Origin of the sequence: Micromonospora sp. URMC 106, assembly GCF_051386395.1 — a bacterium.
In the GTDB taxonomy this organism is placed as follows: Bacteria; Actinomycetota; Actinomycetes; order Mycobacteriales; family Micromonosporaceae; genus Micromonospora.
In genome coordinates, this window is sequence record NZ_JBPQTP010000020.1 from 1 (window position 1) to 26,489 (window position 26,489).

Consider the following 26,489-nt stretch of genomic DNA (forward strand, 5'->3'; position numbering starts at 1 on the left):
GGGTCAGGGGTGGCGGAAGGTGCGGCGGTAGGTCGACGGGGGCACGCCGATGCGTTGGTGCAGTTGCTGGCGGAGCGCCGCGGCGGTGCCGAAGCCGGAGCGGCGGGCGACCTGGTCGACGGTGAGGTCCGTCGTCTCCAGCAGCAGCCGGGCGTGGTCGGTGCGCTGCTGGAGCAGCCACTGCGCCGGGCTCATCCCGGTCTCCGCGCGGAAGCGCCGGGTGAAGGTGCGCACGCTCATCCGGGCCTGCCCGGCCAGGTCGCGCAGGCTGACCGGCTCGTGCAGCCGCTGCTGGGCCCACTCCCGCGCACCGGCGGTGCCCGCGTCCGCCGTCTTCGGCACCGGGCGCTCGATGTACTGGGCCTGCCCGCCGTCGCGCCACGGCGGGACGACGCACCGCCGGGCCGCCCGGTTGGCCACCTCGCTGCCGTGGTCGGTGCGGATGACGTGCAGGCAGAGGTCGATCCCGGCGGCCACCCCGGCCGAGGTGAGCACCCGGTCGTCCGCGATGAAGAGCACGTCCGGGTCGAGGTCCACGGCCGGGTGCAGCCGCCGGAACCGGTCGGCGTACCCCCAGTGGGTGGTGGCCCGGCGGCCGTCGAGCAGGCCGGCGGCGGCCAGTACGAACGCCCCGGTGCAGATGGACATGATCCGCGCGCCCCGGTCGTACGCCCCGCGCAGCGCGTCCGCGACCGCCGGGTCGAGGGTTCCGTCGCGCATCGGCGGGCCGCCGTGGATGCCGGGGACGACCACCGTGTCGGCGGCCTCCAGCAGCTCCAGCCCGTGGTCGGGGAGCACCTGGTAGCCGGCGGTGCTGCGCACCGGACGGGCGCCGGCGGTGCAGGCGTCCACCTGGTACAGCGGCACGTGGTCGGCGTCGCGCGCGGTGCCGAAGACCTGGGCGGGGGTGCCGAGGTCGAGGCCGACGACCTCGTCGCTGGCGAGCACCGCGATCCGGTGCGGGCGGGTGGGCATGGCCCGATTATTGCGTATGATGGCTTTCCGGCCACTCGTCGCCGGCGCGGCCCGATCGCAGACTCGACCCGTGACCCGACCTCGTCGCCTGCACCCGGCCTGGACCGTCGCCGTCGTCGCCTTCGTCGCGCTGGTCGGCGCGGCCGGCTTCCGCGCCACCCCCTCGGTGCTGCTGCACCCGCTGCACGCCGAGTTCCGTTGGCCGCTGGCCACCATCTCCGCCGCGGTCTCGGTCAACCTGCTGCTCTACGGGCTCACCGCGCCGTTCGCCGCCGCGCTGATGGACCGGTTCGGCATCCGGCGGGTGGTCTCCGGCGCGCTGCTGCTGGTCGCCGCGGGCAGCGGGCTCACCGTCTTCATGACCGCGAGCTGGCAACTGGTGCTCTGCTGGGGCGTGCTGGTCGGGCTCGGCACCGGCTCGATGGCGCTGGCCTTCGTGGCCACCGTCACCGGGCGCTGGTTCGTCCACCGCCGGGGCCTGGTCACCGGCGTGCTCACCGCCGGGGGCGCGACCGGGCAGCTCGTCTTCCTCCCGCTGGTCGCCATGCTCGTCGCCGCGCACGGCTGGCGGGCGGCGGCGCTCGTGGTCGCCGCGGCGGCGCTGGCGGTCGTACCGCTGGTGGTGTGGCTGCTGCGCGAGCACCCGGCGGATCTCGGCCTGCCCGCCTACGGCGCGACCGAGGTCGTGCCCCCGACGCCGCCGGCCGGCGGGGCGGCGGCGCGGGCGCTGGGCGCGCTGACGCAGGCGGCCCGGACGCGGCCGTTCTGGCTGTTGGCCGGCGGCTTCGCGATCTGCGGCGCGACCACCAACGGGCTGGTGGGCACACACTTCGTGCCGGCCGCGCACGACCACGGGATGCCGCAGACCACGGCCGCCGGGCTGCTGGCGCTCGTCGGGCTCTTCGACATCGCGGGCACGGTCGCCTCCGGCTGGCTGACCGACCGGGTGGACGGCCGGTTGCTGCTGGGCGCCTACTACGCGCTGCGCGGCGGCTCGCTGCTGGTGCTGCCGGGGCTCTTCGCGGCCACGGCCGAGCCGAGCATGCTGGTCTTCATCGTCTTCTACGGGCTGGACTGGGTCGCCACCGTGCCGCCCACGGTGGCGCTGTGCCGGGAGTACTTCGGCGCCTCCGGCGCGGTGGTGTTCGGCTGGGTCTTCGCCGCGCACCAGGTCGGCGCGGCCCTCGCCGCCACCGGGGCCGGGCTGGTCCGGGACCGCCTCGGCGACTACGCGCCGGCCTGGTACGCGGCCGGGGCGCTGTCGATCGGGGCGGCCCTGCTGTCGCTGCTGCTGCGCCGCCGCGAGGCGCGACCGGCGCCGGTCCCGGTGGTCGCCGGGCCCCGGCGGGCGTGGAGCTACCGGGGCTGAGGCCGGCCGGGCGTCCCCCCGCCGCTCCGGGGCCGCCGGTGCGCGGCCGGGTGGCTCCGGGCCGGTTGGGCGGCTCCGGGCCGGTCGGGTGGCTCAGTCGACGACGCGGCTCCGGGCCGGCCGGGTGGCTCAGTCGACGACCCGGACGTCCTTCCAGAACGCGACCCGGTCGCGGACCATCTCCGCCTCCGGCTTCGGGTCCGGGTAGTACCAGACCGCGTCGGGGCTGGTCCGCCCGTCGTGGGCGAGCGTGTAGTAGGAGGCCGTGCCCTTCCACGGGCAGACGGTGTGCGTGTCGGACTCGCGGAGCAGGTCGTCGCGCAGGGCGGCACGCGGGAAGTAGTGGTTACCCTCCACCAGCACGGTGTCGTCGCTCTCGGCCACGACCACGTCGTTCCACACAGCTTTCGGCATGGCTCCCACGCTATGCCGCCGCGACCCGCGCGGCCACCGCCCGCCGTCGGTCCGCGACCGGCGTTCCGGGATGCGAAACGGCCACCGTGGACATCCCACGCCATCGACCTGGTGCGGCGTACAGTGATCTCATGTGCGCGGTGCGTGTGGATCATCACTCGGTCGACCACGACGGCGCGGTGGCGCGGCTGCGCCGGTCGTACGCGGCGGTGCCCGTGGGCGAACCGGTGCGGCTCGCCAAGCGCACCTCCAACCTGTTCCGCCCCAGGAACGCCCCCCGGGCGCCGGGGCTGGACGTCAGCGGCCTCACCGGTGTGCTCGATGTGGACCCGGTCGCCCGCACCGCCGACGTGCAGGGCATGTGCACCTACGAGGATCTGGTCGACGCGACCCTGCCGCACGGGCTGATGCCGCTGGTGGTGCCGCAGCTGCGCACCATCACCCTCGGCGGGGCGGTCACCGGGCTCGGCATCGAGTCGACCTCGTTCCGCAACGGGCTGCCGCACGAGTCGGTGGTGGAGCTGGACGTGCTCACCGGGGCCGGCGAGATCGTCACCGCCCGGCCGGAGGGCGAGCACGCCGACCTCTTCGCGGCCTTTCCCAACTCGCTCGGCAGCCTCGGCTACGCCACCCGGCTGCGCATCGAGCTCCAGCCGGTACGCCGCTTCGTGGCCCTGCGCAACGTCCGCTTCACCCGGCTGGAGGCCCTGACCGACGCGGTCGCCGAGGTCACCGCGACCCGTTCCTGGGCGGGCGAGGCCGTGGACGCGATGGACGGGGTGATGTTCAGCCCCGGCGAGGCGTACCTGACGCTCGGCACCTTCACCGACGACGCCCCGCGGGTCAGTGACTACACCGGTCAGGACATCTACTACCGGTCGTTGCGCCGGCGCACGCACGACGCCCTCACCACGTACGACTATCTCTGGCGCTGGGACACGGACTGGTTCTGGTGCTCGGCGGCGTTCGGCGTGCAGCACCCCGTGGTCCGGCGGATCTGGCCGGCGCGGTGGCGGCGCAGCGACGTCTACCACCGGCTGGTCCGGCTGGAGCACCGGCACGGCGTGGCCGCCCGGATCGACCGCCTGCGCGGCCAACCGGCGCGCGAGCGGGTGGTGCAGGACGTGGAGATCCCGCTGGACCGGACGGCGGAGTTCCTGCGCTGGTTCGCCCGGACCGTGGGGATGACCCCGGTCTGGCTCTGCCCCCTGCGGCTGCGCGAGCCGTCCGGCCCGGGATCGGCCCGGGCCTGGCCGCTGTATCCGCTCCGGCCGGGGCAGGACTATGTGAACATCGGCTTCTGGGGGAGCGTGCCGATCGCCGACGGGGCTGCCGACGGCGACGTCAACCGGATGATCGAGCGCACGGTGTCGGAGTCGGGCGGGCACAAGTCGCTCTACTCGGACGCGTACTACGACCGGGAATCCTTCGACCGGCTCTACGGCGGCGTGACGTGGCGCGCGGTGAAGGACCGCTACGACCCGGACCACCGGCTCACGGGACTGTACGAGAAGGCGGTAGCACGAGAATGAGCCTGACCGATCGCGACCAGGGGGCGGCGAGCGCTCCCGCCACCCCGCCGGCGGGGGGCCGGCGCCCGGGTCCGACCGTGGCGGACGTCGTCCGCGCGTTGACGACCGGGGACCTGCCGGTGCGGGTCACCGGGTACGACGGCAGCGCCGTGGGCCCGGCCGACGCCGGGATCACCCTGTCGATCCGTTCCGAGCGGGGCCTGACCTACCTGCTCACCGCCCCGGGCGACCTGGGCATGGCCCGGGCGTACGTCAGCGGCGACCTGGCGTTGCAGGGCGTGCACCCGGGCGACCCGTACGAGGCGCTGCGGGTGCTCAAGGACGAGCTGCGGCTGCGTACGCCGCCGCTGGCCGAGGCGCTGGCCCTGGTCCGCGCGCTGGGCTGGGAGCGGTTGATGCCACCGCCGCCCCCGCCGCAGGAGGCGCTGCCGCGCTGGAAGCGGCTGGTGAACGGGCTGCGGCACTCCCGGGCCCGGGACAGCACGGCGATCTCGCACCACTACGACGTCTCGAACGCCTTCTACGAGAAGGTGCTCGGCCCCTCGATGACGTACACCTGCGCGGTCTTCCGCTCGCCGGACGACACGCTGGAGCAGGCCCAGGCGGCGAAGTACGACCTGGTGGCGCAGAAGCTGGCGCTCAAGGCCGGGATGCGGCTGCTCGACGTGGGCTGCGGGTGGGGCGGCATGGTCCGGCACGCGGCCCGCGAGTACGGCGTGAAGGCGCTCGGGGTGACCCTGTCCCGGGCGCAGGCCGAGTGGGCCCGGGCGGCGATCGAGCGCGAGGGGCTGACCGGCCTGGCCGAGGTGCGCCACCTCGACTACCGGGACGCGCCGCGCGAGCAGTTCGACGCGATCTCGTCGATCGGGCTGACCGAGCACATCGGGGTGCGCAACTACCCGGCCTACTTCTCGGCGCTGCGGGACCGGCTGCGGCCGGACGGCCGGCTGCTCAACCACTGCATCACGCGGGCCGACAACCACGCGCCGCACCGCTCGGGCGCGTTCATCGACCGCTACGTCTTCCCGGACGGCGAGCTGGCCGGTCCGGGGCGGGTGATCAGCGAGATCCACGACGTCGGGCTGGAGGTGCAGCACGAGGAGAACCTGCGCCTGCACTACGCGCTGACGCTGGCCGGCTGGTGCCGCAACCTCGTGGAGCACTGGGACGCCTGCGTCGCCGAGGTGGGGCCGGGCACCGCGCGGGTGTGGGGCCTCTACATGGCCGGCTCCCGGCTGGCCTTCGAGCGCAACGGCATCCAGCTGCACCAGGTGCTCGCCACCCGCAACGGCCCGGAGGGGGCGTCCGGCTACCCGCTGCGCCCCGACTGGCTGCCCTGACCCGCGTCCGACAGCCGCGCCGCCCCCGGCGCGGCTGTCCTCGGGGCTATTGACAAACAAATTTTTTACGTCAAAACTGATTTTGCCATGAGAGACGTCCTGTACCTGGAGCAGATGGAGCAGGCCGAAGTCCTGCTCAAGCCGCAGCGCATCGAGGTGCTGCGGCAACTGGCCGAGCCGCGCACCTGCACCGAGGTCGCGACCCGGCTGGAGCAGACGCCGCAGCGCGTCTACTACCACGTCAAGCAGCTCGTCGCCGCCGGGCTGGTCGAGCAGGTCAGCGAGCGCAAGGTCCGGGGCATCAGCGAGGGCATCTACCAGGCCGCCGCCCGGTCCTACTGGCTCTCGCCCCGGCTGGTCGGCCGGATCGGCCTGCGCCGGGCCCGCGACGAGCTGAGCCTCGGCTACCTGCTGGACCTGATGGAGGAGGTCCAGGCCGACATCGCCGGGCTGGACCGCGCCGCCCCCGAGCTCCCCTCGATCGGGGTCGCCGGCGAGATCCGGGTGCCGGCGGAGCAACGCCAGCAGTTTTTGCACGACCTGCAGACGACTCTGCAGGACCTGTTCACGCGCTACGGGGGCGCCGAGGGCGACGCCTTCAAGCTCGCCGTGGCCTGCTACCCGAAGGGGAAAGACCGTGAGTGAACCGATGAAGCTGCCCGTCCGTCTCGCCGCGCCGGTCGCGACCGTCCGCCGCGCCCTGACCGACCCGGCCGAGCTGCGCGTCTGGCTGGCCGAGCACGCCGAGGTGGAGCTGCCGCACCGGTACGAGTTCTGGGGCCGGCACACCCCGGAGGGCGACGCGCCGCACCAGCGGCTGCTGCACGTCGACGAGCACACCCTGCGCTTCGCCTGGCTGCTCGACGGGGTCGAGACCACCACCGAGTTCGCCCTGCGCGCCGAGGGGCCCGACACCACGATCCTGACGCTGACCCAGAGCCACTTCGACTTCGCCGAGGCGATGAGTGGCAGCAGCATCCGCGGCGTGCTCCAGACCTACTGGAGCCTGTCGCTCGCCAACCTGGCCGCCCACCTCGAGGGCGACCCGCTGCTGCCGAAGGTCGACTTCACCTCCGCCGAAATGCGCGGCGAGCTGCTGATCGACGCGCCGGTGGCGAAGGTCTTCGAGTCGCTGACCGACTCCGAGCAGGCCAGCGCCTGGTTCGGCTACCCGATCGGCATCGAGCCCTGGGTCGGCGGCCGCTACGCCATGGGTGGCTTCGAGTCCGGCTTCGCCGCCAAGGTCGTCGACCTGGAGCCGGGCCGCAAGCTGTCGGTCGACTGGGGACCGACCGGCGTCAGCACCTGGGAGCTGGCGGAGTCGCAGGGCAAGACCCGGCTGACCTTCGTGCAGTCCGGCTTCGACGAGCAGAACCCCCCGTACGGGGCCTGGGCCGGGGCGGTGTCGGGGCTGTTCGAGCTGCGCCGCTTCCACGAGATGAAGGACTGGCAGCCGATCTGGCTCCCGGCGGAGGTGCCCGGCCTGGAGCCGCAGGCCGCGGAGGCGACGAGCTGACCGCACCGGCGTACGACCCGCCCGGCCGTTCCGACGGCCGGGCGGGTCCGTCTGCGATCGGGGTGGCCGCCCGGCCCGGGCAAGATCCTCTACAGTCGACGGATCTCGTCGACGTGGAGGCGTGGGTAGCGATGAGGATCGGCATCAACACGTGGGCGTGGGTCGCGCCGCTGACCGACGACGCGCTCGCCCGGCTCGCCCCACGGATCAGCGCGTGGGGCTTCGACGCGGTCGAGCTGCCCGTCCAGGCGCCGGGGGACTGGGACCCCGCGTCGGCCGCGGAACTGCTCGCCGGGCTGGGGCTGGCCCCCGCGATCTGCGCCGGCCTGCTGCCCGAGCACGACCTGCTCGCCGACGACGACGAGGTCGTGCGGCGTACGGTCGACTTCGTGCGGCACTGCCTGCGGGCCGCCGGCCGGGTGGGGGCCGCCGTGGTGGCGGGCCCGCTCTATGCCCCGGCCGGTCACACGTGGCTGCTCGACGCGGACGCGCGACGCGCCACCGTCGCCCGCCTCCGCGACCGGCTCCGCCCGCTGGCCGGCGAGGCCGCCGAGCGGGGCGTGACGATCGCCCTGGAACCGCTCAACCGGTTCGAGACCAGCCTGGTCAACACCGTCGAGCAGGCGCTGGAGGTCGTCGACGGGATCGCCGGGCTGGGCATCGCGCTGGACACCTTCCACATGAACATCGAGGAGCGCGACCTGCCGGCCGCCATCCGCGCCGCCGGTGACCGCCTGGCGCACGTGCAGGTCTGCGGCAACGACCGCGGCGCGCCCGGCGGGGACCACCTCGACTGGCCGGCGATGCTGGGCGCCCTGGCCGACATCGGCTACTCCGGCCAGCTGAGCATCGAGTCGTTCACCGCGCCGGCACTGGCCGTGCCGATGTCCGTGTGGCGGCCCCTCGCCACCGGCCCCGACGCGCTCGCCGTCGAGGGGCTGGCCTTCCTGAGGGAGTTGTCGGCCCCGCGCGCCGGGATTTCCCGCACCTGAGGCAGGTGGGGTGGTGATTGAGGGGCCCGCAGTGGGTACTGCCGGGCGATGTTCTTCATCTTCGGGCTCCGCACCAAGGTCACCCGGTCGGGCGTGGTGCAGCAGGTCTGCCGCAACTGCGGCAACCACGCGGCGCAGGTCATCACCCGACGGTCGACGAAGTTCAGCCTGTTCTTCGTCCCGATCATCCCCATCCGCACCAGCTACGTGCAGCAGTGCACCTTCTGCGGCGCCCAGTACGACATCTCCCGGTCCGAGGCCGAGCGCCTCGCGGTCGGCTGAGTCACCGGTGGCCCGTTTCCTCTGCTGGCTGATCGGCCGGCAGCCCGCCGTGCCCGCACCGGCGCCCGTGCACACCGTGTCCCGGCCGCCGTGCACCCCCGGCCGTCGGCGTCGCCGCCGTGCCCGCCGGCCGCTGGCCGGCACCGCCTTGCCCCGCTCGCCCTGGAACCGTTCCGCCGAGCGGTGACCGCCTCCGTCGTCGTCGGCGCCTCGATCGGGGTGCGGGCCCGTGTGAGGATGTGGCGGTGTCGTATCCCCCTCATCCGCCGTACCCGCCGATGCCCGGCGCCGTGACGCCGCTGGTCGCCTACCCCCACCCGATCGCGCCGCCGCCGGGCCACGCGGTGCTCGTCGTCACGGTGAACCGTGGGCCGTACATCGTGCCCGCCCCGGCCACCAGCAGGTTCAAGGTCGACGGTCGGGTGGTGCCGATCCCGGGCGAGGGCACCTGGCACGTGGCCGTCCCGGCGGGGCCGCACGACGTCCGCTACACCGACTTCATGGGCATCCCGCTGATCACCACCGCGCTGGTCGCCCATCCCGGCGCGGCGCACCACCTGTCGTTCCGCTTCGGCGGGTGGCGCAACCGGGTTCACGACGGGCACGGCACCGACGTGACGAAGTTCGGGCTCTGGTCGAACTACAGCATCATGTTGGTCACGTTCGCCGTCGTCGGGCTGATCTGCTGCGGTCTCCTCGTTCCCGTCCTCGGCGCGCTCTGACGTCGGCCCGGTCAGCCGGTGCCCGACCGGCGAGACGGTGGTGGACCAGGCGGCCGGGCCGGGCGTCGCGGAGCGCCTCGCCGGGGCGGCGCCCGGCACCCGTCGTGGGGACCGCCTATCGTGGCGGATCGTGACGAGCACCGAGGAGCGACTGGCCGCGATCCGTGGTGGCGTGCCGCCCAGGCGGCACAACGCCCGCACCATCGCCGCCCTGACCGGCAACCCGGGCTGCACCCGGCGGGCCGTGCTGGACGGCGCCGGGGTGGACAAGCCGAAGCTGGCCGAGCGGATCGGGTTCCCCGCCCGGTTCGGGCAGTCCCGGTTCGCCATCACCCGTGGCAACGCGTTCGAGGCGCAGGTCAAGGCCGACGGCGGGGCGGAGCTGCTGCGGCTGGTCGCCGAGCGGCTGGGCGTACCGGTGCCGGCGGCGGCGACCTGGACGGATCTCGGCGACGGCGTCGAGGACGACACGGCGGCCCGGCACCGGCGCTCCGCCGAGCTGCTGACCGGCGCCGCACCGGGCGGCGGTGCCGACGACGCCGCCGCGCTGTTCGACCACCCGCTGCTCGGCCTGGACGTCGCCGGCCGCCGGGTGCACCTGGAGCCGGACCTGGTCGCCGCCCGGCTCGCCGGCCGGTTCCACGTGGTGGAGGTCAAGTCGTTCCCGGTCATCGACGGCCAGGCCGACCCGGCCAAGGTGTCGGCCGCCGCGACCCAGTCCGCCGTCTACGTGCTGGCCCTGCGCGAGCTGCTCGCCGCCGCCGGCCACGACCCGGAACTCGTGTCGCACGACGTGGTGCTGGTCTGCCCGCGGGACTTCGCCAACCAGCCGCTGGCCAGCCTGGTCGACGTGCGCAAGCAGTTGCTGGTGCTGCGCCGTCAGCTCGACCGGATGGCCCGGGTCGACGCGCTGCTGGCCGCCGTGCCCGAGGACTTCACCGCCGACCTGGCCGCCGAGCCAGCGGCGCTGCTCGCCGCGCTGTCGGAGGTCGAGGCCCGCTACGCGCCCGAGTGCCTGGCGGCCTGCGAGCTGGCGTACTTCTGCCGGCACGAGTCGCGCGGCCACACCGGCGCGCTGGGCCGGCCGGTCCGGGAGGCGCTGGGCGGGATCGCGGACGTCGGCGAGGTGCTGGCGCTGGCCACCGGCGAGCGCACGCCGGAGCCGGGGCAGGAGGAGGCCGCCGCGCTGCTGCGGGCCGCCGCCCGGTTGCGCGCCGACGCCCTCACCGGGACCCCCGCATGAGTACGCTCCGCGCGCTCGCCCGGGCCCAGGCGCTCGCCGCCGGGGTGGCCCAGCCGGTGGCGACCGTCCGGCACCTGCACCTGGCCGAGCGCCCGCTGGTGCTCGTGCCGCTGGCGATGGCCGGCGAGGCGAACGCCCCGCTGGCGGCGCTGGTCGGCGACGCGCCGGACGCGCCGCGGCTGCTGATCGTGCCGCAGCCCCGCAACCGCGACCAGCGATTCGCCTTCGCGGCCGAGCTGGCCGCGACCGTGCTGCCCTACCTGGACGGGTTCCGGGGCGTCTCCGAGGCGGTGCCGGTCGACCGGGGCAAGGACGTGCGGTACCGCTACGTCGACGCCCCGCAGCTGCTGGTGCCGAACCCGGCCGGGGTGAGCTTCCTGCGGCTGCTGGGCCGCTCCACCCGCTTCCGCCGCCCCGACGGCGAGTACCCCGTGCACCCGTCGGTGCCGGTGCTCGGGCGCTGGCTGACCTTCTTCGCCGAGCGGGCCGAGTACCCCGGCTCGTCGGCGCTGGTGGCGATGACCGACGCGTTGACGCTGCACTGGGCCACCGGGCAGAGCGTGCTGGAGGACCAGCACCTGCCGGCGCTGCTGGGCTGGATCGACCCGCCGGGCGGGCTCACCGGCGCCGAGGCGGCGGCCCGGGCCGAGGATCCCGCCGTCTGCCCGCCCGCCGGTCCGGCCACCGACCCGGACTTCGACAACCACCTGCTCGCCCCCGCCATCGCCGCGTACGCCGCCGCCGAGGACGACCCGGTCGCGCGCGCCGGGGCGTACGCGGAGCTGGAACGGCTGCTGCGCGACCAGCTCGCGCCCACCTGGGAGCTGATGTGGCGCGGCGTCGGGTTGCTGCGCGCCCTGCCGCCGGGCGCCCGGGTGGCCGGCCGGTGGGACGGCGACAAGGACGCCTTCACCGGCTACGCCGAGCATGTCGACGCGGGCGGCGCGCCGCAGCCCCGCCGCGACGGGGCGGTGGCCGCCGCCCAGCGGCTGCACCGGCTGGAACGGGCGCTGACCTCGTACGCCGTCCAGCGCGCCTACGACGACCCGCTGGTGATGGCGGAGCACCGGCTGACCGGTGAGGCGTTCGTCGGCGAGGTGACCCTGGCGGATCCGACGCGGGTGGACGACACCGGCAAGCGGCCGGTGCTGCGCCCGCGCGTCCAGGTCGTCACCACCGAGCCGGTGCTGGTGCCGGTCGGCGCCACGCTGTACTCGCCGACGCGGCCGGCGCAGAAGGCCAAGGTGGTCTTCGTGACCCCGGCCGCGGACGGCAAGACCGAGGTGGTGCTGGAGCTTTCCGGCGGGATGGGCCGGGGGCTGACCGCCCCGCCGGGCAGCGTGCCCGAGGTGGGGGAGCGGCTCTGCTACACCACCCTGTCGGACGCGTTCATGCCGGCGGGGGCCTTCCCGGCGGTCGAGGAGACCCCGTGGACCCACGGGGGCCCACCGGTCCCGGCTTCGCCCGGCTCCGGCCCGGCGCCCGCGCCCGCCAGCCTCGGGGTGGGCGCGGGCGACCAGGTGGTCCCGGCCCCTGCGTCCGACGGGGATCCCGCCGAGGAGTGGGCCTGACCGGCTGGCGTCCACGCTCACCGCCGCCACTGCCCCGGCCGCGGCCGCCACTGCCCCGGCCGCGGCCGCCACTGCCCCGGCCGCGGTCGGCACTGCCCCGGCCGCGGTCGGCACTGCCCCGGCCGCGGTCGGCGCCGGGCCGGCGGACGATCCCCGCGCCGCACTGTCGAGCTGATGTCGTAGACGATTCACCGCAGGCCGGCTGGGTGGCGCGCGGCCCGGGCGCCGCCCGATGTCACAGACGACTCAGCTCGACAGCGCCGTCCGGCCCTTTCCCCCGCGTGCCGGGTCGGTGACCACCGCCGCCGCGGCCTCGAGCGCCTCGGCTGCGGGCACCTCGACGTCGGGAACGACGCCGGTGCCCTCCCAGTTGGTGCCGGTGACCGGGTTGACCGGGCTGGCGACCGGCACGGAGAGGTGCAGGTGCGCATGGACCGGGAACCCCGTCCGGGGGTGGGCGCCGCCCCCGGTCCGCTCCCCGACGACCGTGGCCCGGCCGTGCTGCTGGAGCGCGTAGGCCAGCGACTCGCCGCCGGAGAAGGTCGTCGCGCTGGTGAGGACTGCCAGCGGCCGCTCACCCCCGAATCGCGCACCGGTCGGCGGCGCGGGGCTCCAGAACTGGCGGTCCGCCTGGTGGCGTTGGCGCATCGTGTAGAGGTGCGTCGGCCGGTCGAAGAGGTGCCCGCAGACCAGCACCTCCATCTCCGGGTCGCCGCCGATCGTCTCGCGCAGGTCGATGATCAGGGCGTCGGCGTCGGCGACCAGGCGCAGTGCGGCGGTCATCGCCTCCCCGGCGAGCGTCGGCGAGAACAGCGCGGGCTCGATCCGGAGCAGGCCGACGTTGCCGGGCAGTCGCTCCACCCGGTGGATGCCGCCGAGGCTGGCCCGGGCCATCCGGGGCAGGTCGTCGGCGAGTGGATCCCCGCCGTCCTCCGGCAGCGGCCGGTCGTGGAACCGTACGCCCAGGTGGCGGTCGCCGTTGACGGACTGGAGCGTGCGGGTGAGCGTGTCGGCGAGCGCCGCCCAGGACGGCGCCCGCTGGTGCCGGTCGATCTCGGCCCGCAGCAGCCCGCCGAGGCGGGCCGCGACGTCGGGGAAGACGTAGTGCTCGTCGACCAGTTCGGCCGTGCGTGCGACGACCTCGGCGATCTCGACCTGCGATGCCTGCTGTTCTCGGGTGTCGAGGGTTGTCATGTCCGCAGTAGAGCAGCCCCGTTGACAAAGAGTCAAGATACGTAGACGCTTTCGACATGACGCCGACGCCCGCCGACCATCCGCCCGACGACCTGCTGGAGGTCACGACCCCGGCACAGTTCAAGGCGCTCGGGCATCCGCTGCGGCAGCGGCTGCTCTTCGCGCTGGGGCAGCGTCCCGCCACCATCAGCCAGCTCGCGGCGGCGCTCGGCGCGGCCAAGGGCAACGTGGCCCACCACCTCAAGGTGCTGCGCGACGCCGACCTGGTCCGCGTCGCCCACACCCGCCAGGTCCGCGGCGGCACCGAGCAGTACTACCAGCGCAGCGCCCGACGGATGCGCGCCGCGCCCGGGCACGCGGCCGCGACCGCCGCGATGCTCGGCGCGGTCGCCGAGGAGATCTCCGCGGCGCCCGGCGAGCCCCTGCTGCACCTGCGCCACCTGCGTCTCACCGCGGCCCAGGCCGAACGGCTCGCCGCCGCGCTCAGCGAGCTGGTCGACAGCGCCGAGGACGCCGGCGAGGGCGAGCCCCGCCACGGCGTGCTGGTCAGCCTCTACCGGCAGCAGCCGCCGGCCTGACGACGCGACCCGCCGACCTGTTGCCCGCCGGCGGATCCCGAACGGTGCGACCCGCCAACCGGCCGGCGTCGGCGGGTCCAGAATCGGCCTTGACCCTCACGTAACGGCAGGCGGAAGCCTGGTTGGCGGAAGGGAGGGAACCATGGCGTACACGGTGGGACAGGTGGCGAAGGCGGCCGGGGTGACCGTGCGGACGCTGCACCACTACGACGAGATCGGGTTGCTCTCGCCCAGTGGCCGCAGCAGCACGGGCTACCGGCGCTACGACGACGCCGACCTGGAGCGGCTGCAGCACATCCGCTACTACCGGGAGCTGGGGTTCCCGCTGGAGGAGATCGCCGCGATCCTCGACGACCCGGCGAGTGACCCGACGGCGCACCTGCGCCGCCAGCACGAGCTGCTGACCGTACGGATCAAGAGGCTCCAGGAGATGGTCACGGCGATCGAGTTCGCGATGGAGGCGAGCAAGTTGAACATCCCACTGACCCCGCAGGAGCGGTTCGAGGTCTTCGGCGACTTCGACCCGGAGGCGCACGCCGAGGAGGCCGAGCAGCGGTGGGGCGGCAGCGAGGCGTACCGGGAGTCGAACCGGCGCGTGTCCCGCTACACCAGGGACGACTGGCTGCGGAACAAGGCGGAGAACGAGGACTGGGGGCGGCGGCTCGTCGAGGTGATGTCCTCCGGCGCGCCGGCGGACAGCCCGGCGGCGATGGACCTCGCCGAGGAACACCGGCAGATCATCAGCCGCTGGTTCTACGAGTGCTCCTACGAGATCCACACCGGGCTGGCCGACATGTACGTGGCGGACGAGCGGTTCACCGCGTACTTCGAGAAGATCAGGCCGGGGATGGCCGCGTACCTGAGCGAGGCCATCCACGCCAACGCGATCAGCCGCGCCTGAGCGTGCGGCCCGTCCGTCCACCGGAGGTCACAGTGCTCCGCACGCTCCGGATCCGGTAACCGGTTCGGGGCTGAGGCATCCGTCGCCCTAGGCTGCGAGCATGGATCATGGGGTGCCGTCGGCGCGCGGATTCGAGATCGGCCGAATCGCGCGGTGGTACGGCGCCGTCTGGGTGCTTCTCGGGTTGTGCCCGCCGATCATCACCGTCCTGGACGACTCCGGAGCGGGGAGGTGGTGGTCGGCGGCACTGCCGGTCGCGCTCGGACTCGCGTACGCGTGCGTGACCATGTTCCCGGACCGGCGCCTCCTGTCCCCGCCCGCCTATCTGGCGGTGCTGACCGTCGTGCTCGGCGTGATGTCGTACCTACGCGGCGGCGCGGCCCTGTTCGTTGTGTCGATCCCGCAATTCTGGATCTTCACGCGGAGCCCGCGGTGGGCGATCGCACAGAGCGGGGTCGCCGCGGCGGCGACCGTGCTCGGCGGCATCGCCGCGCTGGGCTGGCAGCCCGACATCAACGACGGCAACTTCGTCGTCACCGTGGTCGGGTACGCGGCGTCGGTCGCGCTCGGCCTGTTCGTGCACCGGCTGCTGGAACGCGGCGAGGAACGCGCCCGGCTGCTGAGTGCCGAGTTGGAGGCGGCTCGGCGCAGCCTGGCCGAGGCACACCAGCGGCAGGGGGCGACGGAGGAACGCGAGCGGCTGGCCCGGGAGATCCACGACACGCTCGCCCAGGGATTCGCGTCCATCATCGTGCTCGCCGAGGCGGCTCGCGCCGGCCTCGACACCCATCCCGCCACGAGCGCCCAACAGCTGCTGTCGATCGAGCGCACCGCCCGCGAGAACTTCGCCGAGGCGCGTGTCCTCGTCGGTTCGGCGCCGCAGAGCGGCCTCTCCCAGGGCTCGATCGCACAGACCCTGCGCCGTACCGCGGAGCGCTTCGGCGAGAACACCGGTATTACGGTCAGCACGGAGCTCGACGAGGTGAACGGCGATCAGACCACCCGCATCGCGCTGCTGCGCTGTACGCAGGAATCGCTGGCCAACGTGGGCAAGCACGCGAACGCCTCCACCGTGGGGATCGTGCTCACCCGCTGCGAGGATGTCATCGAGCTCGAGATCACCGACGACGGCCGCGGCTTCGCGGTCGACACGGCGGAGGGCTTCGGGCTCGTCGGCATGCGCAGACGACTGGCCGAACTCGGCGGTGAGCTCACCGTCACCAGCTCTCCCGGTAGCGGGACCCGGGTTCTCGCTGTTCTGCCGGTGAACGGTCAGGGGTGACATGACAGACGACCAGATCCGTATCGTGGTGGCCGACGACCATGCGGTGATGCGCGCCGGCGTGGTGGCGCTGCTCGCCGCCGACCCGGCCATCGAGGTGGTCGGCGAGGCCGGCAACGGGCGCGAGGCCGTCGAGCTCATCGAGCGTCTGACGCCGGACGTGGCCCTGCTCGACCTGCGGATGCCGATCATGGACGGTGTCGAGGCCACCACCGCGATCCTCGGCGGTCCCTCCGGGACCCGCGTGTTGATCCTCACCACCTACGACACCGACAGCGAGATCGAACGCGCCGTCGAGGCCGGCGCTATCGGCTACCTGCTCAAGGACACCAGCCGAGAGCAGCTGGCCGACGCCATTCGCTCCGCCGCCCGAGGCCAGACCGTTCTCGCCCCACGGGTCGCCGAACGCATCGTCGCGCGGATGCGCCAGCCGGCCCCGGTCGTGCTGACCTCGCGGGAGGTGGACGTGCTCAACGGGGTGGCGGACGGGTTGTCGAATGCCGACATCGGTAGGCGTCTGGTGATCGCGGAGGCCACCGTCAAGACGCACCTGCTGCGGATCTTCGCGAAGCTGGACGTCAGCGACCGTACGCATGCGGTGGTCACCGCACTCGAACGTGGCCTGCTGGCGCGGCCCGGGCCGGGCGAGCGGCGTCCCTGGAACCGGCGTTCGTGACCGTCAGCTGACGGCGTTGTCCACCGGTCGGTGGACGACAGGTCCCATCGGTCGAGGCTGTCGCCGGCAACAGCGTCTCGACCAGCATAAACGCCATGAACGACAGGGCGCCTGACGCGCATCGCGGGCATGTTCTCCAGCTGGAATCGGTACGCAAGGCCTATGGCGGGACCAGGAACGCCACCGTCGCTCTCGACCAGGTGACGGTCGGCCTGAACCACGGCAGCTTCACCGCTGTGATGGGACCCTCCGGATCGGGCAAGAGCACGTTCCTGCACTGCGCGGCGGGGCTGGACCGGCCGACGTCGGGAACGGTCCGGCTCGACGGTGTGGACCTCGCCCCGCTCGGCGAGCGTGAGCGGACCCGGCTGCGCCGAGACCGGATCGGCTTCATCTTCCAGTCCTTCAACCTGCTCCCCGCGCTGACCGTGGCGGACAACGTCGCGCTGCCGCTGCGCCTCGCGGGCCGAAAGCCGCAGCGGCACGCGGTCGACGACATACTCGACCGGGTCGGCCTCGCGGGCCGCCGGGACCGTCGCCCCGGTGAGCTGTCCGGCGGTCAGCAACAGCGGGTCGCCATCGCCCGGGCGCTCATCGCCCAGCCGGCGGTGATCTTCGGTGACGAGCCGACGGGCGCCCTCGACACGTTCACCGCGCGGGAGGTGCTGACGTTGCTGCGGGACGCGGTCGAGCACGGTGGGCAGACGATCGTGATGGTGACCCACGACCCGGTCGCGGCCGCGTTCGCCGACCGCGTGCTGTTCCTCGCCGACGGCCGGCTGGTGGGCTCGCTGGAGGGGCCGACGGCGGACCTGGTCGCCGACCGGATGACCCAGCTCGGCGCGTGGGGCCACCGCGTGGCCGCTCAGGGGGTGCGGTGATGACCGGGCTGGCGTTGCGCATGCTGCGCTTCCACAAGGGCGGCTTCGTCGCCTGCTTCATCGCGACGTTCCTCGGCGCCACGATCGTGGTGGGCTGCGGCGCGCTGCTGGAGACAGGGGTCCGCAACGCGGCCCCGCCCGAGCGGCTGGCCGCCGCTCCGATCGTGGTCACCGCCGACCAGCGGTACCTCGGCACGAAACGGGATCTCGTGTTCCCCGAGCGGATCCACCTCGACGACGACCTCGCCGACGCGCTGGCCAAGGTTCCGGGCGTCGCCCGTACGGTGGAGGATCTGTCCTTCGAAGGCACCACGGCCTCTGCCTCGGTCACCGGGCACGGCTGGTCCTCCGCTCCGCTCACCCCCTACCGGCTCGCCGAGGGTGTCGCGCCGGACGGCCCGGGCCAGATCGTCCTGGGCAGCGGGCTCGCCCAGCGGGCCGGGCTGCGGCCCGGGCAACCGGTCGACCTGATGATCAAGGGTAGTGCCCAGCGATTCGACATCGCCGGACTGGCCACCGGCGCCGGCGACGAGAACACCGTCTTCCTCGCCGATGCCGAGGCGGAGCGGGTCGGATCGATCGCCTCCATCGGCGTGTTCACCACCGCCGGCAGCGACACGGATCAGGTCGCCCGGCGCCTGCGGGACGCGGTCCGGGGGAGTGGGCAGCCCGTCTTGGTGATGACCGGCGACGAGCGCGGCCGGGCGGAGAATCCCGCCGTCATCGCGGAGGGTGCTGATCTCATTCCGCTCGCCGCGGCCTTCGGTGGACTCTCGGTGATGGTCACGGTGTTCGTGGTCGCCGGCACTCTGGGCCTGTCGATGCGCCGCCGGCAGCGCGAGATGGCACTGCTGCGGGCCGTCGGCGCCGCGCCCGGGCAGGTGCGCCGGATGATCCTTGGCGAGACCGCGATGCTGGCTATCGTCGCCGCCGCGCCGGCCTGGTTCGTCGGGCCCTGGCTCGGCGCATGGTTGCTGCGCGCCTTCGCCAGCGCGGACGTCGTACCCGACATGATCGCCTTCCGGTCCGGTCCGGTCCCGGCGATCGTCGGCATCGGCACCGCGCTCGTCGCCGCGTTCGTCGCCGCCCTGATCGCCGTGCACCGGGCAGCTCACACCCGGCCGACCGAAGCGCTCGCCGAGGTGTCGCTCCAGCGCCGGTGGTTCAGCGGTGTCCGGACGATCGCCGGACTGCTCTGCCTGGCCGGCGGTGTCGCGCTGGCCGTGGGCACGGCGGCCGCGGACGGCCCGGACGCGGGCAGCGTGGCAACCCCGGCCGCGCTGGTCTGGACGGTGGGATTCGGTCTGCTGGGCCCGGTACTGGCCCGGGCCGTCACCCGGTCGCTGCGGCGGCCGCTGCGGTCTCTGACCGGCCTCGCGGGCCACCTCGCCACCAGCAACGCGCAGGTGGGCATCGCACGGCTGGCGGCCGCGGTGATGCCGGTGATGCTCGCGACCGGACTGGCCACCGGCCTGACCTACATGCAGGTCACCCAGTCCAGTGGCGCTCGCCAAGCCGCCGCCGACACCATGACGGCCGACTTCCTGGTGGTCTCGGACGCCGGAGGCCTCCCGCCCGGCCTGCTGGACACCATCCGCAGGGAGCCCGCAGCCGCGGCGGCAACCGCCCAGATCCCCACCCGGGCATATCTCGAACCCGCGACACCGCCGGTGGCTGCCGGGGCCGACGAGGAGGAGTCCGACTCGGCCCAACCGTCCGAGCTGTCGGTGCGGGGTGTCACACCCGAAGGGCTGACCCTGACCACCGCCTTCCGGGCCGCCACCGGAACCCTCGACGCCCTGCACGGCGACACGGTCGCGCTGCCCGCGAAATACGCCGTCGGCCACGAGCTGGGCGATCTGATTGCGATGCGGTTGGGCGACGGCACCCCGGTACGCCTCAAACTGGTCGCCACTCTGGAGGGACGACCCGGATACGAGACGACCCTGATGCCGGCGTCGCTGCTCCTCGGTCACACCACCGCCGAGTCGGTGCCGCAGATCATGGTCAGCGCCGTCACCGGCAACGACACCGCCGTCCTGGCCGGCAGGCTCGCCGACCTCGCCGGCCGTCATCCCGGCGTGCGCGTCGTCGATCGAGCCGCCTTCACCGCGGCGGTTCACGACCAGGACAACACCCAGGCGTCCATGGCCTACCTTGTGCTCTGCGTGGTCGTCGGCTACTCGGTGCTGGCGCTGGTCAACACCCAGGTCCTGGCGACCGGCGAGCGCCGACGGGAGTTCATGCTCCAACGACTCGTCGGGACCACGCACCGGCAGGTCCTGGCGATGATGACCGTCGAAGCACTGCTGATCGCCGCGGTCGGCCTGATCCTGGGCCTACTGGTCGCCGCCCTGACGTTGATGCCGCTGAGCCTGAGCGTCCTGGGCACCCTGCTACCGGCCGGCTCCATCTGGATCCTGGCCACGGTGTGCGGGACCGCGACCGCACTTACCCTGGCCACGACACTCCTCGCCACCCGCTTCGCGCTTCGTGGCCGCCCGCAACCGTGACCGCCGCTCGGCAGTAGCCACGTCCGACCGCCGTAACCGGTCCGGGTTGACCGGGCTGGCGACCGGCGAGGAGCAGGCGGTGGCGGCCCTCGGCGCCGAGGTGCACAGGTACCGCATCTCGGGCGTCGAGGCGCCCTGACCCGCCGGCCGGACACCTTCGCGCCCGGCCGGCGGGATCGGACCGGCGCCCGGCCGGCGGGACGGGTCAGCGCCAGGACGGCGGGTAGCCGTAGTGGGGCAGCAGTCGCCCGGCGAGCAGTGCCGTGCCGAGCACGACCAGCACGGCCGGCACTACCGTGTGCAGCGGGTGCAGGAGACCGGGGCCGGTCAGGCCGACGAAGGCGGCGCAGACGACGGCCGGCGCGTGCGGCGCCGCCAGCAGCAGCATGGTGACCAGCGAGCCCACCGCCGCGGCGGTCGCCGTCCATACCGACGGCCCGGCGACGGCGGTGACCGCCACCGCGACGAGGGTGCTGGCCGCGTAGCCGGGCAGCACCGCCGCCGGTCGGGCCAGCGGAGCCCGGGGCGCCATGGCGACCACGGCCGCCGAGGCGACGAAGGGCAGGGCGAACACGTCCCGCCCGGTCAGCGCCTCGATGGCGGCCAGCAGGCTCATCGCGCCGAGCAGCACCGTCCCGGCGGCGAGCGCGCCGGCCCGCGCGGCCCGCCGGTCGAGCGCCGGCGGGCCGAGGGTGGTCGAGGCCATGCCTACCGGACCCGGCGCAGGAAGTCGCGGATCAGCCCGGCGATCTCGTCGCCGTGGGTCTCCAGCGCGAAGTGGCCGGTGTCCAGCAGGTGGATCTCGGCGTCGGGGAGGTCCCGGGCGTACGCCTCGGCTCCGGCGGCGCCGAAGATCTCGTCGTGGCGGCCCCAGGTGACCAGGGTCGGCGGCCGGTGCTCGCGGAAGTAGCGCTGGAAGTCGGGGTAGACGTCGAGGTTGAACTGGTAGTCCCAGAAGAGCTGGAGCTGGATCTCCTTGTTGCCGGGCCGGTCGAGGCCCGCCTGGTCGAGGCGCCACGTCTCCGGGGCCACGCGGTCGAGCCGGTCCGCCGGCACGCCGTGGGTGTACTGCCAGCGGGTGGCCTCGACCTCCAGCAGCTTGCGGACCTCGGGCTCGTGGGTGGCCCGGTCCTTGGCGTGCGCGAAGAGCACCTCCCAGAACGGGGTGAACCCTTCGGTGTACGCGTTTCCGCTCTGGGTGACGAGCGCGGTGACCCGCTCCGGGTGCCGGCTGGCGATGCGCAGGCCGATGGGGGCGCCGTAGTCGTGCACGTAGAGGGCGAACCGGTCGATGCCGAGGGTGTCGAGCAGGCCGAGGGTGATCTCGGTGAGTCGCTCGAAGCTGTAGTCGAAGTCGCCGACCGGCGGGGCGGAGGAGTTGCCGAAGCCGACGTGGTCGGGGGCGACGAGGTGGTACTCGTCGGCCAGCGCGGGGATCAGGTTGCGGAACATGTGCGAGCTGGTGGGGAAGCCGTGCAGCAGCACGAGGGTGGGGCGGGACGGGTCGCCGGCCTCGCGGTAGAAGACCTGCTGGCCGGCGACGGTGACTGTGTGGTGACGGGTGGCGAAGGGGGCCACGGGTGCTCCTCGATTTCGGGAGAACGATCGTTCTCCGACTGGTTGGTACTGTAGGAGAACGAAGGTTCTCCGGGCAAGGGGCTTTGACATGGACCACACCACGGCCGAGGCGCGGCTGCTCGACGCGGCCGACACGCTCTTCTACGAGCGCGGCATCCAGGCGGTCGGGATGGACGCGATCCGGTCCGCCTCCGGCGTCTCGCTCAAGCGGACCTACCAGCTCTTCCCCTCGAAGGAGCACCTGGTCGAGGCGGTGCTGCGCCGGCGCGACCTCGCGATCCGGGACGCGCTGGCGGCGTACACCTCGGCGCGGCCGACCCCGACGGAGCGTGTCCTGGCGGTCTTCGACTACCTGCACGACTGGTTCGGCCAGCCCGACTACCGGGGGTGCGCCTTCATCAACTCGTTCGCCGAGCTGGGCGGCTCCTCGCCCGGCGTGGTCGACATCGTGCGTACCCACAAGCGGGCCTTCGCCGACCACCTCGCGGCGCTCGTCGCGGAAGCCGGCCGGCCGCCGTCCCTCGCCGCGCAGCTCGCCCTGCTGGCCAACGGCGCGATGGTCACCGCCGCCATCACCGGCAGCGTCGAGCCGGCCCGCGAGGCGCGCGCCGCCGCGCGCCGCCTGCTCGACGCGGACACCGCTCCGCGCTCCCCGGCCGCGCCGGCGGGCACCCCGGAGCCGCCGGCCTGAGCGTCACGTTCGCACGATGTGGAGGCGGGCGGGACTGCCGGTGCCGCGCCCGGCGGCGTCACCCGGCCGGGCGGCGGCTACGCCGGCGGCGGTTGCGGCGGCAGGCTCGGGGCGAGCCGGCGCAGCGAGGTGAACGTGGGGACCAGCGCGGCGTACAGCTCGGAGAAGAGCGGCAGCAGGGCGGCGTACGTGGCGGCGGCGGCCGGCGCGGGACGGGCGGTCTGCTCGATGTGTACCAGGTCGGCGGCGACGTCGATCGAGGCGACCAGCCCCAGCGCCTCCATGCCGAGCAGCGCCGCCCCGAAGCTGGAGCCCTCGCGGCCGGCGGGGAAGCCCACCGGCATGCCGAGCACGTCGGCGAGCATCTGCCGCCACAGCGGGCTGCGGGCGAACCCGCCGCTGGCCCGGATCTCCCGCACCTCGTTGCCGGCGGCCCGCACCGATGCCAGCACCAGCGCCAACTGCTGGCAGACCCCCTCCAGCCCGGCCCGCACCAGGTGCGCGCGGCGGTGCCCGTGGGTCAGCCCCACGTACGCGCCGCGCGGCAGCGCGCTCCAGTGCGGGGCCCGCTCGCTGAGCAGGTACGGCAGCATGATCAACCCGCCGGAGCCGACCGGGGCCTCGGCGGCCAGGGCCAGCAGCTCCTCCTCGGCGTGCTCGCCCAGTTCCGGGGCGAGCGCGTCGCCGAGCCAGTCCAGCACGATGCCGCCGTTGTTGATCGCGCCGCCCACCGCCCAGCGCTGCTCGGTCAGCGCGTAGCAGAACACCCCGCCGAGCGGGTCGACGCCGGGGCGTTCCACCATCACCCGCATGGCGCCGCTGGTGCCGATCGAGCAGGCCATCACGCCGGGGGCGACCGCGCCGAGCCCGAGATTGGCCAGCGGGCCGTCGCCCGCGCCGACGACCACCTTCGTGTCCGGCGGCAGCCCCGTCGCCGCGGCCGCCTCGGCGGTGAGGCCGTCCAGCACGGTGGTGGTGGGCACCAGCTCGGGCAGTTGCTCCTCGGTGATCCCGGCGATGCCGAGCGCCTCCTCGTCCCAGGAGAGCTGGTGGATGTCCATCAGGCCGGTCGCGGAGGCGACCGAGTGGTCGGTGACCAGCGCGTCGCACAGCCGCAGCATGATCCAGTCCTTGATGCCCACCCAGTACGCGACCCGCCCGAACAGCGTCGGGTCCTGCTCGGCGAACCAGAGCAGCTTGGACAGCGGCGCCATCGGGTGGACCGGGGTGCCGGTGCGGCGGTGCAGCGCCAGCCCGGAGGGGATCGCGCGCAGCCGCTCGGCCTGCCGGCTGGCCCGCGAGTCGGCCCAGGTGAGCGACCGGGTGAGCGGGTTGCCGTCGGCGTCCAGCCCGATCAGGCTGTGCATGGCGGTGCCGAACGCCAGCCCGGCGACCGGCCGACCCAGCTCCGCCACGACCGCGCGGAGCGACTCCAGCACCGCCGCGTGGATGAGGTGCGGATCCTGCTCCGCGTAACCGGGGTGGGGCTCGTCGAGCGGGTAGCCGACCGAGTGGTGCGCGAGCTGCCTGCCGTCGATGTCGTACGCGACGGCCTTGGTGCTGGTGGTGCCGATGTCGACGCCGATCACGACGGCACGGAGCGGGCCGCTCACCGGCTCCACCCCCTCGCTGGCCCTGGGTGCCGTCGACGTTACCCAGCAGGCGGGCGGCCCGTAGGGGGAACAACCCGTTTCCCGGTCGGGTCTTCCCCGCCGCCGCCGGCGGCACGAGAATGCCCATCAGCGTGAATGTCCCGCACGTTCACCACGACGGGGAGGAAGACAGGATGAGGCTGAAGCCGGCCGGTGCGGTGGCCACCGCACTCGTCACGGTCGTCACCACGGTGGTCACCGGCGTCCCGCCGGCCGCCGCCCAGCACCGCGACGGCGGCTACTCGGCGGAGATCCGCCGGGCGTCGTACGGCGTCCCGCACATCACCGCCCGCGACTTCGCCTCCCTCGGCTTCGGCGTCGGCTACGCCCAGGCCGAGGACAACATCTGCGTCATCGCGGAGAAGGTGGTCACGGTCAGCGCCGAGCGGTCCCGCTTCTTCGGGGCGAGCGGCCCGACCGACGCGAACGTGCGCAGCGACCTGTTCTACCGCAAGGCGATCGACGAGCGCACGGCCGAGCGACTGCTCCAGGGGCCCCGCGACGGCGTGCACTCCCCGTCGGACGAGGTCCGCGACCAGATCCGCGGCTTCGTCGCCGGCTACAACAACTACCTGCGCCGCACCGGCGCGGCGAACCTCACCGACCCCGCGTGCCGGGCGAAGCCGTGGGTGCGCCCGCTGACCGAGCTGGACATGTGGCGCGCGAGCTGGGCCAGCATGGTCCGGGCGGGCTCGCGGGCGGTGCTCGACGGGATCGTCGCCGCCGCGCCGCCCACGGCCACCGGCCCGGCCGCCGTCCTGGACGCGCCCGGCGCCGCGGCGGTGGTCGCCGCCCGCGACGGCGCGCCCGCCGGGGTGGGCAGCAACGCGTACGGGCTGGGCGCGCAGGCGACCACCCACGGCGGCGGGATGCTGCTGGCCAACCCGCACTTCCCGTGGGAGGGCGCGGAACGTTTCTACCGGATGCACCTGAAGGTTCCCGGCCGCTACGACGTGGAGGGCGCGGCGCTGATCGGCGACCCGATCATCGAGATCGGGCACAACCGCACCCTCGCCTGGAGCCACACCGTCTCCACCGCCCGCCGCTTCGTGTGGCACCGGCTCGCGCTGGTCCCCGGCGACCCCACCGCGTACTACGTGGACGGTCGACCCGTGCGGATGACCACCCGCACCGTCACCGTGCGGGTGCCCGGCCCGGGCGGCACGACGGTGCCGGTCAGCCGCACCTTCCACGACACCCACTTCGGCCCGGTCGTCGTCGTCCCCGGCACGTTCGACTGGAGCGCCACCGCCGCGTACGCGATTACCGACGTCAACGCCACCAACAACCGCGCGTTCGACGGCTGGCTCCAGATGGGCCGGGCCAGGACGGTCCGCGAGCTGAAGCAGGTCCTCGACCGGCACCAGTTCCTGCCCTGGGTGAACGTGATCGCCTCCGACGCCCGCGGTGAGGCCCTCTACGCCGACCACTCGGTGGTGCCCCGGGTCACCCACGAACTGGCCGCCGCCTGCATCCCCGCGCCGTTCCAGCCGCTCTACGCCGCCAGCGGCCAGGCCGTCCTCGACGGCTCCCGGTCGGCCTGCGCGCTCGGCCGGGACCCCGACGCGGCGGTGCCCGGCATCCTCGGCCCGGCGAACCTGCCGACCCGGTTCCGCGCCGACTACGTGACCAACTCCAACGACAGCCACTGGCTGGCCAACCCGGAGGCGCCGCTGGAGGGCTACCCGCGCATCATCGGCAACGAGCGCACCGAACGCAGCCTGCGCACGCGGCTCGGGCTGGACCAGGTGCGGGGGCGCCTCGCCGGCACCGACGGGCTGCCGGGGCGGGGGTTCACCACGGCCCGGCTCTGGCAGACCGTCTTCGGCAACCGCGCGTACGGCGGGGAACTCGTCCGCGACGACCTCGTGGCCGTCTGCACCGCGCACCCCACCGCGACCGCCTCGGACGGGACGACCGTCGACCTGCGCGCCGCCTGCGCGGCCCTGAAGGGCTGGGACCTGCACGTCGACCTGGACAGCCGGGGCGCGCACCTGTTCACCGAGTTCGCCCTGGCCGGGGGCATCCGCTTCGCCGACGCGTTCGACGCGGGCGACCCGGTGCGCACCCCGAGCCGGCTCAACACCGCCGACCCGCGCGTACGCACCGCGCTCGCCGACGCGGTCCGCAAGCTCGCCGGCATCCCGCTCGACGCGCGGCTGGGCGACATCCAGACCGAGCCGCGCGGCGACCGGCGCATCCCGATCCACGGCGGACGCGCCGAGGCCGGCGTCTTCAACATGATCATCAGCCCGCTGGCGCCCGGCGTCGGCTATCCGAAGGTGGTGCACGGCTCGTCGTTCGTGATGGCGGTCGAGCTGGGCCCGAACGGCCCGTCGGGGCGGCAGATCCTCACCTACTCGCAGTCGAGCAACCCGAACTCCCCCTGGTACGCCGACCAGACCCGGCTCTACTCCGGCAAGGGTTGGGACACGGTCAAGTACACGGAGGCGCAGCTCAAGGCCGACCCGAACCTGCGCACCTACCGGGTGGGGGAGGGCAGCCCCCGCCACTGACGCGCCACCGCGCCACGCGTCGCGCCCGTCGGATCCCCGGACCCGGCGGGCGCGACGCCTCGGGGTCGCCC

General features: G+C 74.0%; 24 protein-coding genes. 18 read left to right on the forward strand and 6 right to left on the reverse strand.

Annotation, left to right across the window (positions count from 1 at the left end):
• Positions 1–3: 3 nt before the first annotated feature.
• Positions 4–975, reverse strand: a complete 972-nt coding sequence (locus ACSNOB_RS09455; protein WP_436686198.1) for a GlxA family transcriptional regulator — start codon at positions 973–975, stop codon at positions 4–6.
• A gap of 70 nt (positions 976–1,045) precedes the next feature.
• On the opposite strand from ACSNOB_RS09455, the gene ACSNOB_RS09460 reads away from it, so the two are divergent.
• Positions 1,046–2,344 (forward strand): MFS transporter, encoded by a 1,299-nt coding sequence (locus ACSNOB_RS09460; RefSeq protein WP_436686199.1) that lies wholly within the window; start codon positions 1,046–1,048, stop codon positions 2,342–2,344.
• A 129-nt stretch (positions 2,345–2,473) separates the two neighbouring features.
• Here ACSNOB_RS09460 and ACSNOB_RS09465 read toward each other — a convergent pair whose 3' ends face one another.
• Positions 2,474–2,758, reverse strand: a complete 285-nt coding sequence (locus tag ACSNOB_RS09465; protein WP_436686201.1) for a DUF427 domain-containing protein — start codon at positions 2,756–2,758, stop codon at positions 2,474–2,476.
• A gap of 131 nt (positions 2,759–2,889) precedes the next feature.
• Here ACSNOB_RS09465 and ACSNOB_RS09470 point away from each other — a divergent pair, with 131 nt between their 5' ends.
• From ACSNOB_RS09470 to ACSNOB_RS09510, 9 genes are all read left to right on the forward strand, one after another.
• On the forward strand, positions 2,890–4,290 hold the full coding sequence (locus ACSNOB_RS09470) for an FAD-binding oxidoreductase (RefSeq protein ID WP_436686202.1): 1,401 nt from the start codon (positions 2,890–2,892) through the stop codon (positions 4,288–4,290).
• Positions 4,287–5,630 (forward strand): class I SAM-dependent methyltransferase, encoded by a 1,344-nt coding sequence (locus ACSNOB_RS09475; protein ID WP_393102784.1) that lies wholly within the window; start codon positions 4,287–4,289, stop codon positions 5,628–5,630. Before ACSNOB_RS09470 ends, ACSNOB_RS09475 begins: the two co-directional genes overlap by 4 nt.
• A gap of 87 nt (positions 5,631–5,717) precedes the next feature.
• The gene (locus ACSNOB_RS09480; protein ID WP_436686203.1) at positions 5,718–6,275 is read left to right on the forward strand and encodes a helix-turn-helix domain-containing protein; all 558 of its coding nucleotides are present in this window, start codon (positions 5,718–5,720) and stop codon (positions 6,273–6,275) included.
• Positions 6,268–7,146 (forward strand): SRPBCC family protein, encoded by an 879-nt coding sequence (locus ACSNOB_RS09485; protein WP_436686204.1) that lies wholly within the window; start codon positions 6,268–6,270, stop codon positions 7,144–7,146. The genes ACSNOB_RS09480 and ACSNOB_RS09485 overlap by 8 nt, the downstream gene beginning before the upstream one ends.
• Before the next feature lie 131 nt (positions 7,147–7,277).
• Positions 7,278–8,138 (forward strand): sugar phosphate isomerase/epimerase family protein, encoded by an 861-nt coding sequence (locus ACSNOB_RS09490; protein WP_436686205.1) that lies wholly within the window; start codon positions 7,278–7,280, stop codon positions 8,136–8,138.
• A 48-nt stretch (positions 8,139–8,186) separates the two neighbouring features.
• On the forward strand, positions 8,187–8,420 hold the full coding sequence (locus ACSNOB_RS09495; RefSeq protein WP_436686206.1) for a zinc-ribbon domain-containing protein: 234 nt from the start codon (positions 8,187–8,189) through the stop codon (positions 8,418–8,420).
• Between the two features lie 245 nt (positions 8,421–8,665).
• Positions 8,666–9,142 (forward strand): hypothetical protein, encoded by a 477-nt coding sequence (locus tag ACSNOB_RS09500; protein ID WP_436686207.1) that lies wholly within the window; start codon positions 8,666–8,668, stop codon positions 9,140–9,142.
• A gap of 130 nt (positions 9,143–9,272) precedes the next feature.
• The gene (locus ACSNOB_RS09505; protein WP_436686208.1) at positions 9,273–10,385 is read left to right on the forward strand and encodes a hypothetical protein; all 1,113 of its coding nucleotides are present in this window, start codon (positions 9,273–9,275) and stop codon (positions 10,383–10,385) included.
• Entirely contained in the window at positions 10,382–11,956 is a 1,575-nt protein-coding gene (locus tag ACSNOB_RS09510; RefSeq protein WP_436686209.1) for a hypothetical protein, read from the forward strand. Before ACSNOB_RS09505 ends, ACSNOB_RS09510 begins: the two co-directional genes overlap by 4 nt.
• A gap of 246 nt (positions 11,957–12,202) precedes the next feature.
• On the opposite strand, the gene ACSNOB_RS09515 is transcribed toward ACSNOB_RS09510, so the two are convergent.
• On the reverse strand, positions 12,203–13,150 hold the full coding sequence (locus ACSNOB_RS09515) for a S41 family peptidase (protein ID WP_436686211.1): 948 nt from the start codon (positions 13,148–13,150) through the stop codon (positions 12,203–12,205).
• Positions 13,151–13,206: 56 nt separating this feature from the next.
• On the opposite strand from ACSNOB_RS09515, the gene ACSNOB_RS09520 reads away from it, so the two are divergent.
• The 6 genes from ACSNOB_RS09520 (at position 13,207) to ACSNOB_RS09545 (ending at position 19,981) form a co-directional block, all read left to right on the forward strand.
• A complete protein-coding gene (locus ACSNOB_RS09520; protein ID WP_436686212.1) occupies positions 13,207–13,728 on the forward strand; it encodes an ArsR/SmtB family transcription factor in 522 nt (173 codons plus the stop codon).
• Positions 13,729–13,870: 142 nt separating this feature from the next.
• Positions 13,871–14,629 carry a MerR family transcriptional regulator gene (locus ACSNOB_RS09525; protein WP_436686214.1) on the forward strand — a complete coding sequence of 253 codons (759 nt, stop codon included), beginning with the start codon at positions 13,871–13,873 and terminating at the stop codon, positions 14,627–14,629.
• A 286-nt stretch (positions 14,630–14,915) separates the two neighbouring features.
• A complete protein-coding gene (locus ACSNOB_RS09530; RefSeq protein ID WP_436686215.1) occupies positions 14,916–15,911 on the forward strand; it encodes a sensor histidine kinase in 996 nt (331 codons plus the stop codon).
• Between the two features lies 1 nt (position 15,912).
• On the forward strand, positions 15,913–16,587 hold the full coding sequence (locus tag ACSNOB_RS09535; protein ID WP_436686216.1) for a response regulator: 675 nt from the start codon (positions 15,913–15,915) through the stop codon (positions 16,585–16,587).
• 86 nt (positions 16,588–16,673) lie between these two features.
• Positions 16,674–17,468, forward strand: coding sequence for an ABC transporter ATP-binding protein (locus tag ACSNOB_RS09540; protein WP_436686286.1), 795 nt, complete (start codon positions 16,674–16,676; stop codon positions 17,466–17,468).
• Positions 17,468–19,981 (forward strand): FtsX-like permease family protein, encoded by a 2,514-nt coding sequence (locus tag ACSNOB_RS09545; RefSeq protein ID WP_436686218.1) that lies wholly within the window; start codon positions 17,468–17,470, stop codon positions 19,979–19,981. The genes ACSNOB_RS09540 and ACSNOB_RS09545 overlap by 1 nt, the downstream gene beginning before the upstream one ends.
• Positions 19,982–20,186: 205 nt before the next feature.
• On the opposite strand, the gene ACSNOB_RS09550 is transcribed toward ACSNOB_RS09545, so the two are convergent.
• Together ACSNOB_RS09550 and ACSNOB_RS09555 are read right to left on the reverse strand one after the other, a co-directional pair.
• Positions 20,187–20,687, reverse strand: coding sequence for an HPP family protein (locus tag ACSNOB_RS09550; protein WP_436686219.1), 501 nt, complete (start codon positions 20,685–20,687; stop codon positions 20,187–20,189).
• Positions 20,688–20,689: 2 nt separating this feature from the next.
• On the reverse strand, positions 20,690–21,559 hold the full coding sequence (locus ACSNOB_RS09555; protein ID WP_436686221.1) for an alpha/beta fold hydrolase: 870 nt from the start codon (positions 21,557–21,559) through the stop codon (positions 20,690–20,692).
• 88 nt (positions 21,560–21,647) lie between these two features.
• On the opposite strand from ACSNOB_RS09555, the gene ACSNOB_RS09560 reads away from it, so the two are divergent.
• Entirely contained in the window at positions 21,648–22,250 is a 603-nt protein-coding gene (locus ACSNOB_RS09560; protein ID WP_436686222.1) for a TetR/AcrR family transcriptional regulator, read from the forward strand.
• Positions 22,251–22,327: 77 nt separating this feature from the next.
• On the opposite strand, the gene ACSNOB_RS09565 is transcribed toward ACSNOB_RS09560, so the two are convergent.
• Complete coding sequence (locus ACSNOB_RS09565) at positions 22,328–23,863, reverse strand: gluconokinase (protein WP_436686223.1); 1,536 nt, start codon at positions 23,861–23,863, stop codon at positions 22,328–22,330.
• 173 nt (positions 23,864–24,036) lie between these two features.
• Here ACSNOB_RS09565 and ACSNOB_RS09570 point away from each other — a divergent pair, with 173 nt between their 5' ends.
• A complete protein-coding gene (locus ACSNOB_RS09570; RefSeq protein ID WP_436686224.1) occupies positions 24,037–26,418 on the forward strand; it encodes an acylase in 2,382 nt (793 codons plus the stop codon).
• The last annotated feature ends 71 nt before the right edge of the window (positions 26,419–26,489 follow it).

What these genes read in the sequence shown, in the direction of transcription:
- ACSNOB_RS09455 (WP_436686198.1), bottom strand. Translation starts at nt 975, where the DNA reads ATGCCCACCCGCCCGCACCGGATCGCGGTGCTCGCCAGCGACGAGGTC.
- ACSNOB_RS09465 (WP_436686201.1), bottom strand. Translation starts at nt 2,758, where the DNA reads ATGCCGAAAGCTGTGTGGAACGACGTGGTCGTGGCCGAGAGCGACGAC.
- ACSNOB_RS09470 (WP_436686202.1), top strand. Translation starts at nt 2,890, where the DNA reads ATGTGCGCGGTGCGTGTGGATCATCACTCGGTCGACCACGACGGCGCG.
- ACSNOB_RS09475 (WP_393102784.1), top strand. Translation starts at nt 4,287, where the DNA reads ATGAGCCTGACCGATCGCGACCAGGGGGCGGCGAGCGCTCCCGCCACC.
- ACSNOB_RS09480 (WP_436686203.1), top strand. Translation starts at nt 5,718, where the DNA reads ATGAGAGACGTCCTGTACCTGGAGCAGATGGAGCAGGCCGAAGTCCTG.
- ACSNOB_RS09490 (WP_436686205.1), top strand. Translation starts at nt 7,278, where the DNA reads ATGAGGATCGGCATCAACACGTGGGCGTGGGTCGCGCCGCTGACCGAC.
- ACSNOB_RS09495 (WP_436686206.1), top strand. Translation starts at nt 8,187, where the DNA reads ATGTTCTTCATCTTCGGGCTCCGCACCAAGGTCACCCGGTCGGGCGTG.
- ACSNOB_RS09510 (WP_436686209.1), top strand. Translation starts at nt 10,382, where the DNA reads ATGAGTACGCTCCGCGCGCTCGCCCGGGCCCAGGCGCTCGCCGCCGGG.
- ACSNOB_RS09515 (WP_436686211.1), bottom strand. Translation starts at nt 13,150, where the DNA reads ATGACAACCCTCGACACCCGAGAACAGCAGGCATCGCAGGTCGAGATC.
- ACSNOB_RS09520 (WP_436686212.1), top strand. Translation starts at nt 13,207, where the DNA reads ATGACGCCGACGCCCGCCGACCATCCGCCCGACGACCTGCTGGAGGTC.
- ACSNOB_RS09525 (WP_436686214.1), top strand. Translation starts at nt 13,871, where the DNA reads ATGGCGTACACGGTGGGACAGGTGGCGAAGGCGGCCGGGGTGACCGTG.
- ACSNOB_RS09530 (WP_436686215.1), top strand. Translation starts at nt 14,916, where the DNA reads ATGTTCCCGGACCGGCGCCTCCTGTCCCCGCCCGCCTATCTGGCGGTG.
- ACSNOB_RS09535 (WP_436686216.1), top strand. Translation starts at nt 15,913, where the DNA reads ATGACAGACGACCAGATCCGTATCGTGGTGGCCGACGACCATGCGGTG.
- ACSNOB_RS09545 (WP_436686218.1), top strand. Translation starts at nt 17,468, where the DNA reads ATGACCGGGCTGGCGTTGCGCATGCTGCGCTTCCACAAGGGCGGCTTC.
- ACSNOB_RS09550 (WP_436686219.1), bottom strand. Translation starts at nt 20,687, where the DNA reads ATGGCCTCGACCACCCTCGGCCCGCCGGCGCTCGACCGGCGGGCCGCG.
- ACSNOB_RS09560 (WP_436686222.1), top strand. Translation starts at nt 21,648, where the DNA reads ATGGACCACACCACGGCCGAGGCGCGGCTGCTCGACGCGGCCGACACG.
- ACSNOB_RS09570 (WP_436686224.1), top strand. Translation starts at nt 24,037, where the DNA reads ATGAGGCTGAAGCCGGCCGGTGCGGTGGCCACCGCACTCGTCACGGTC.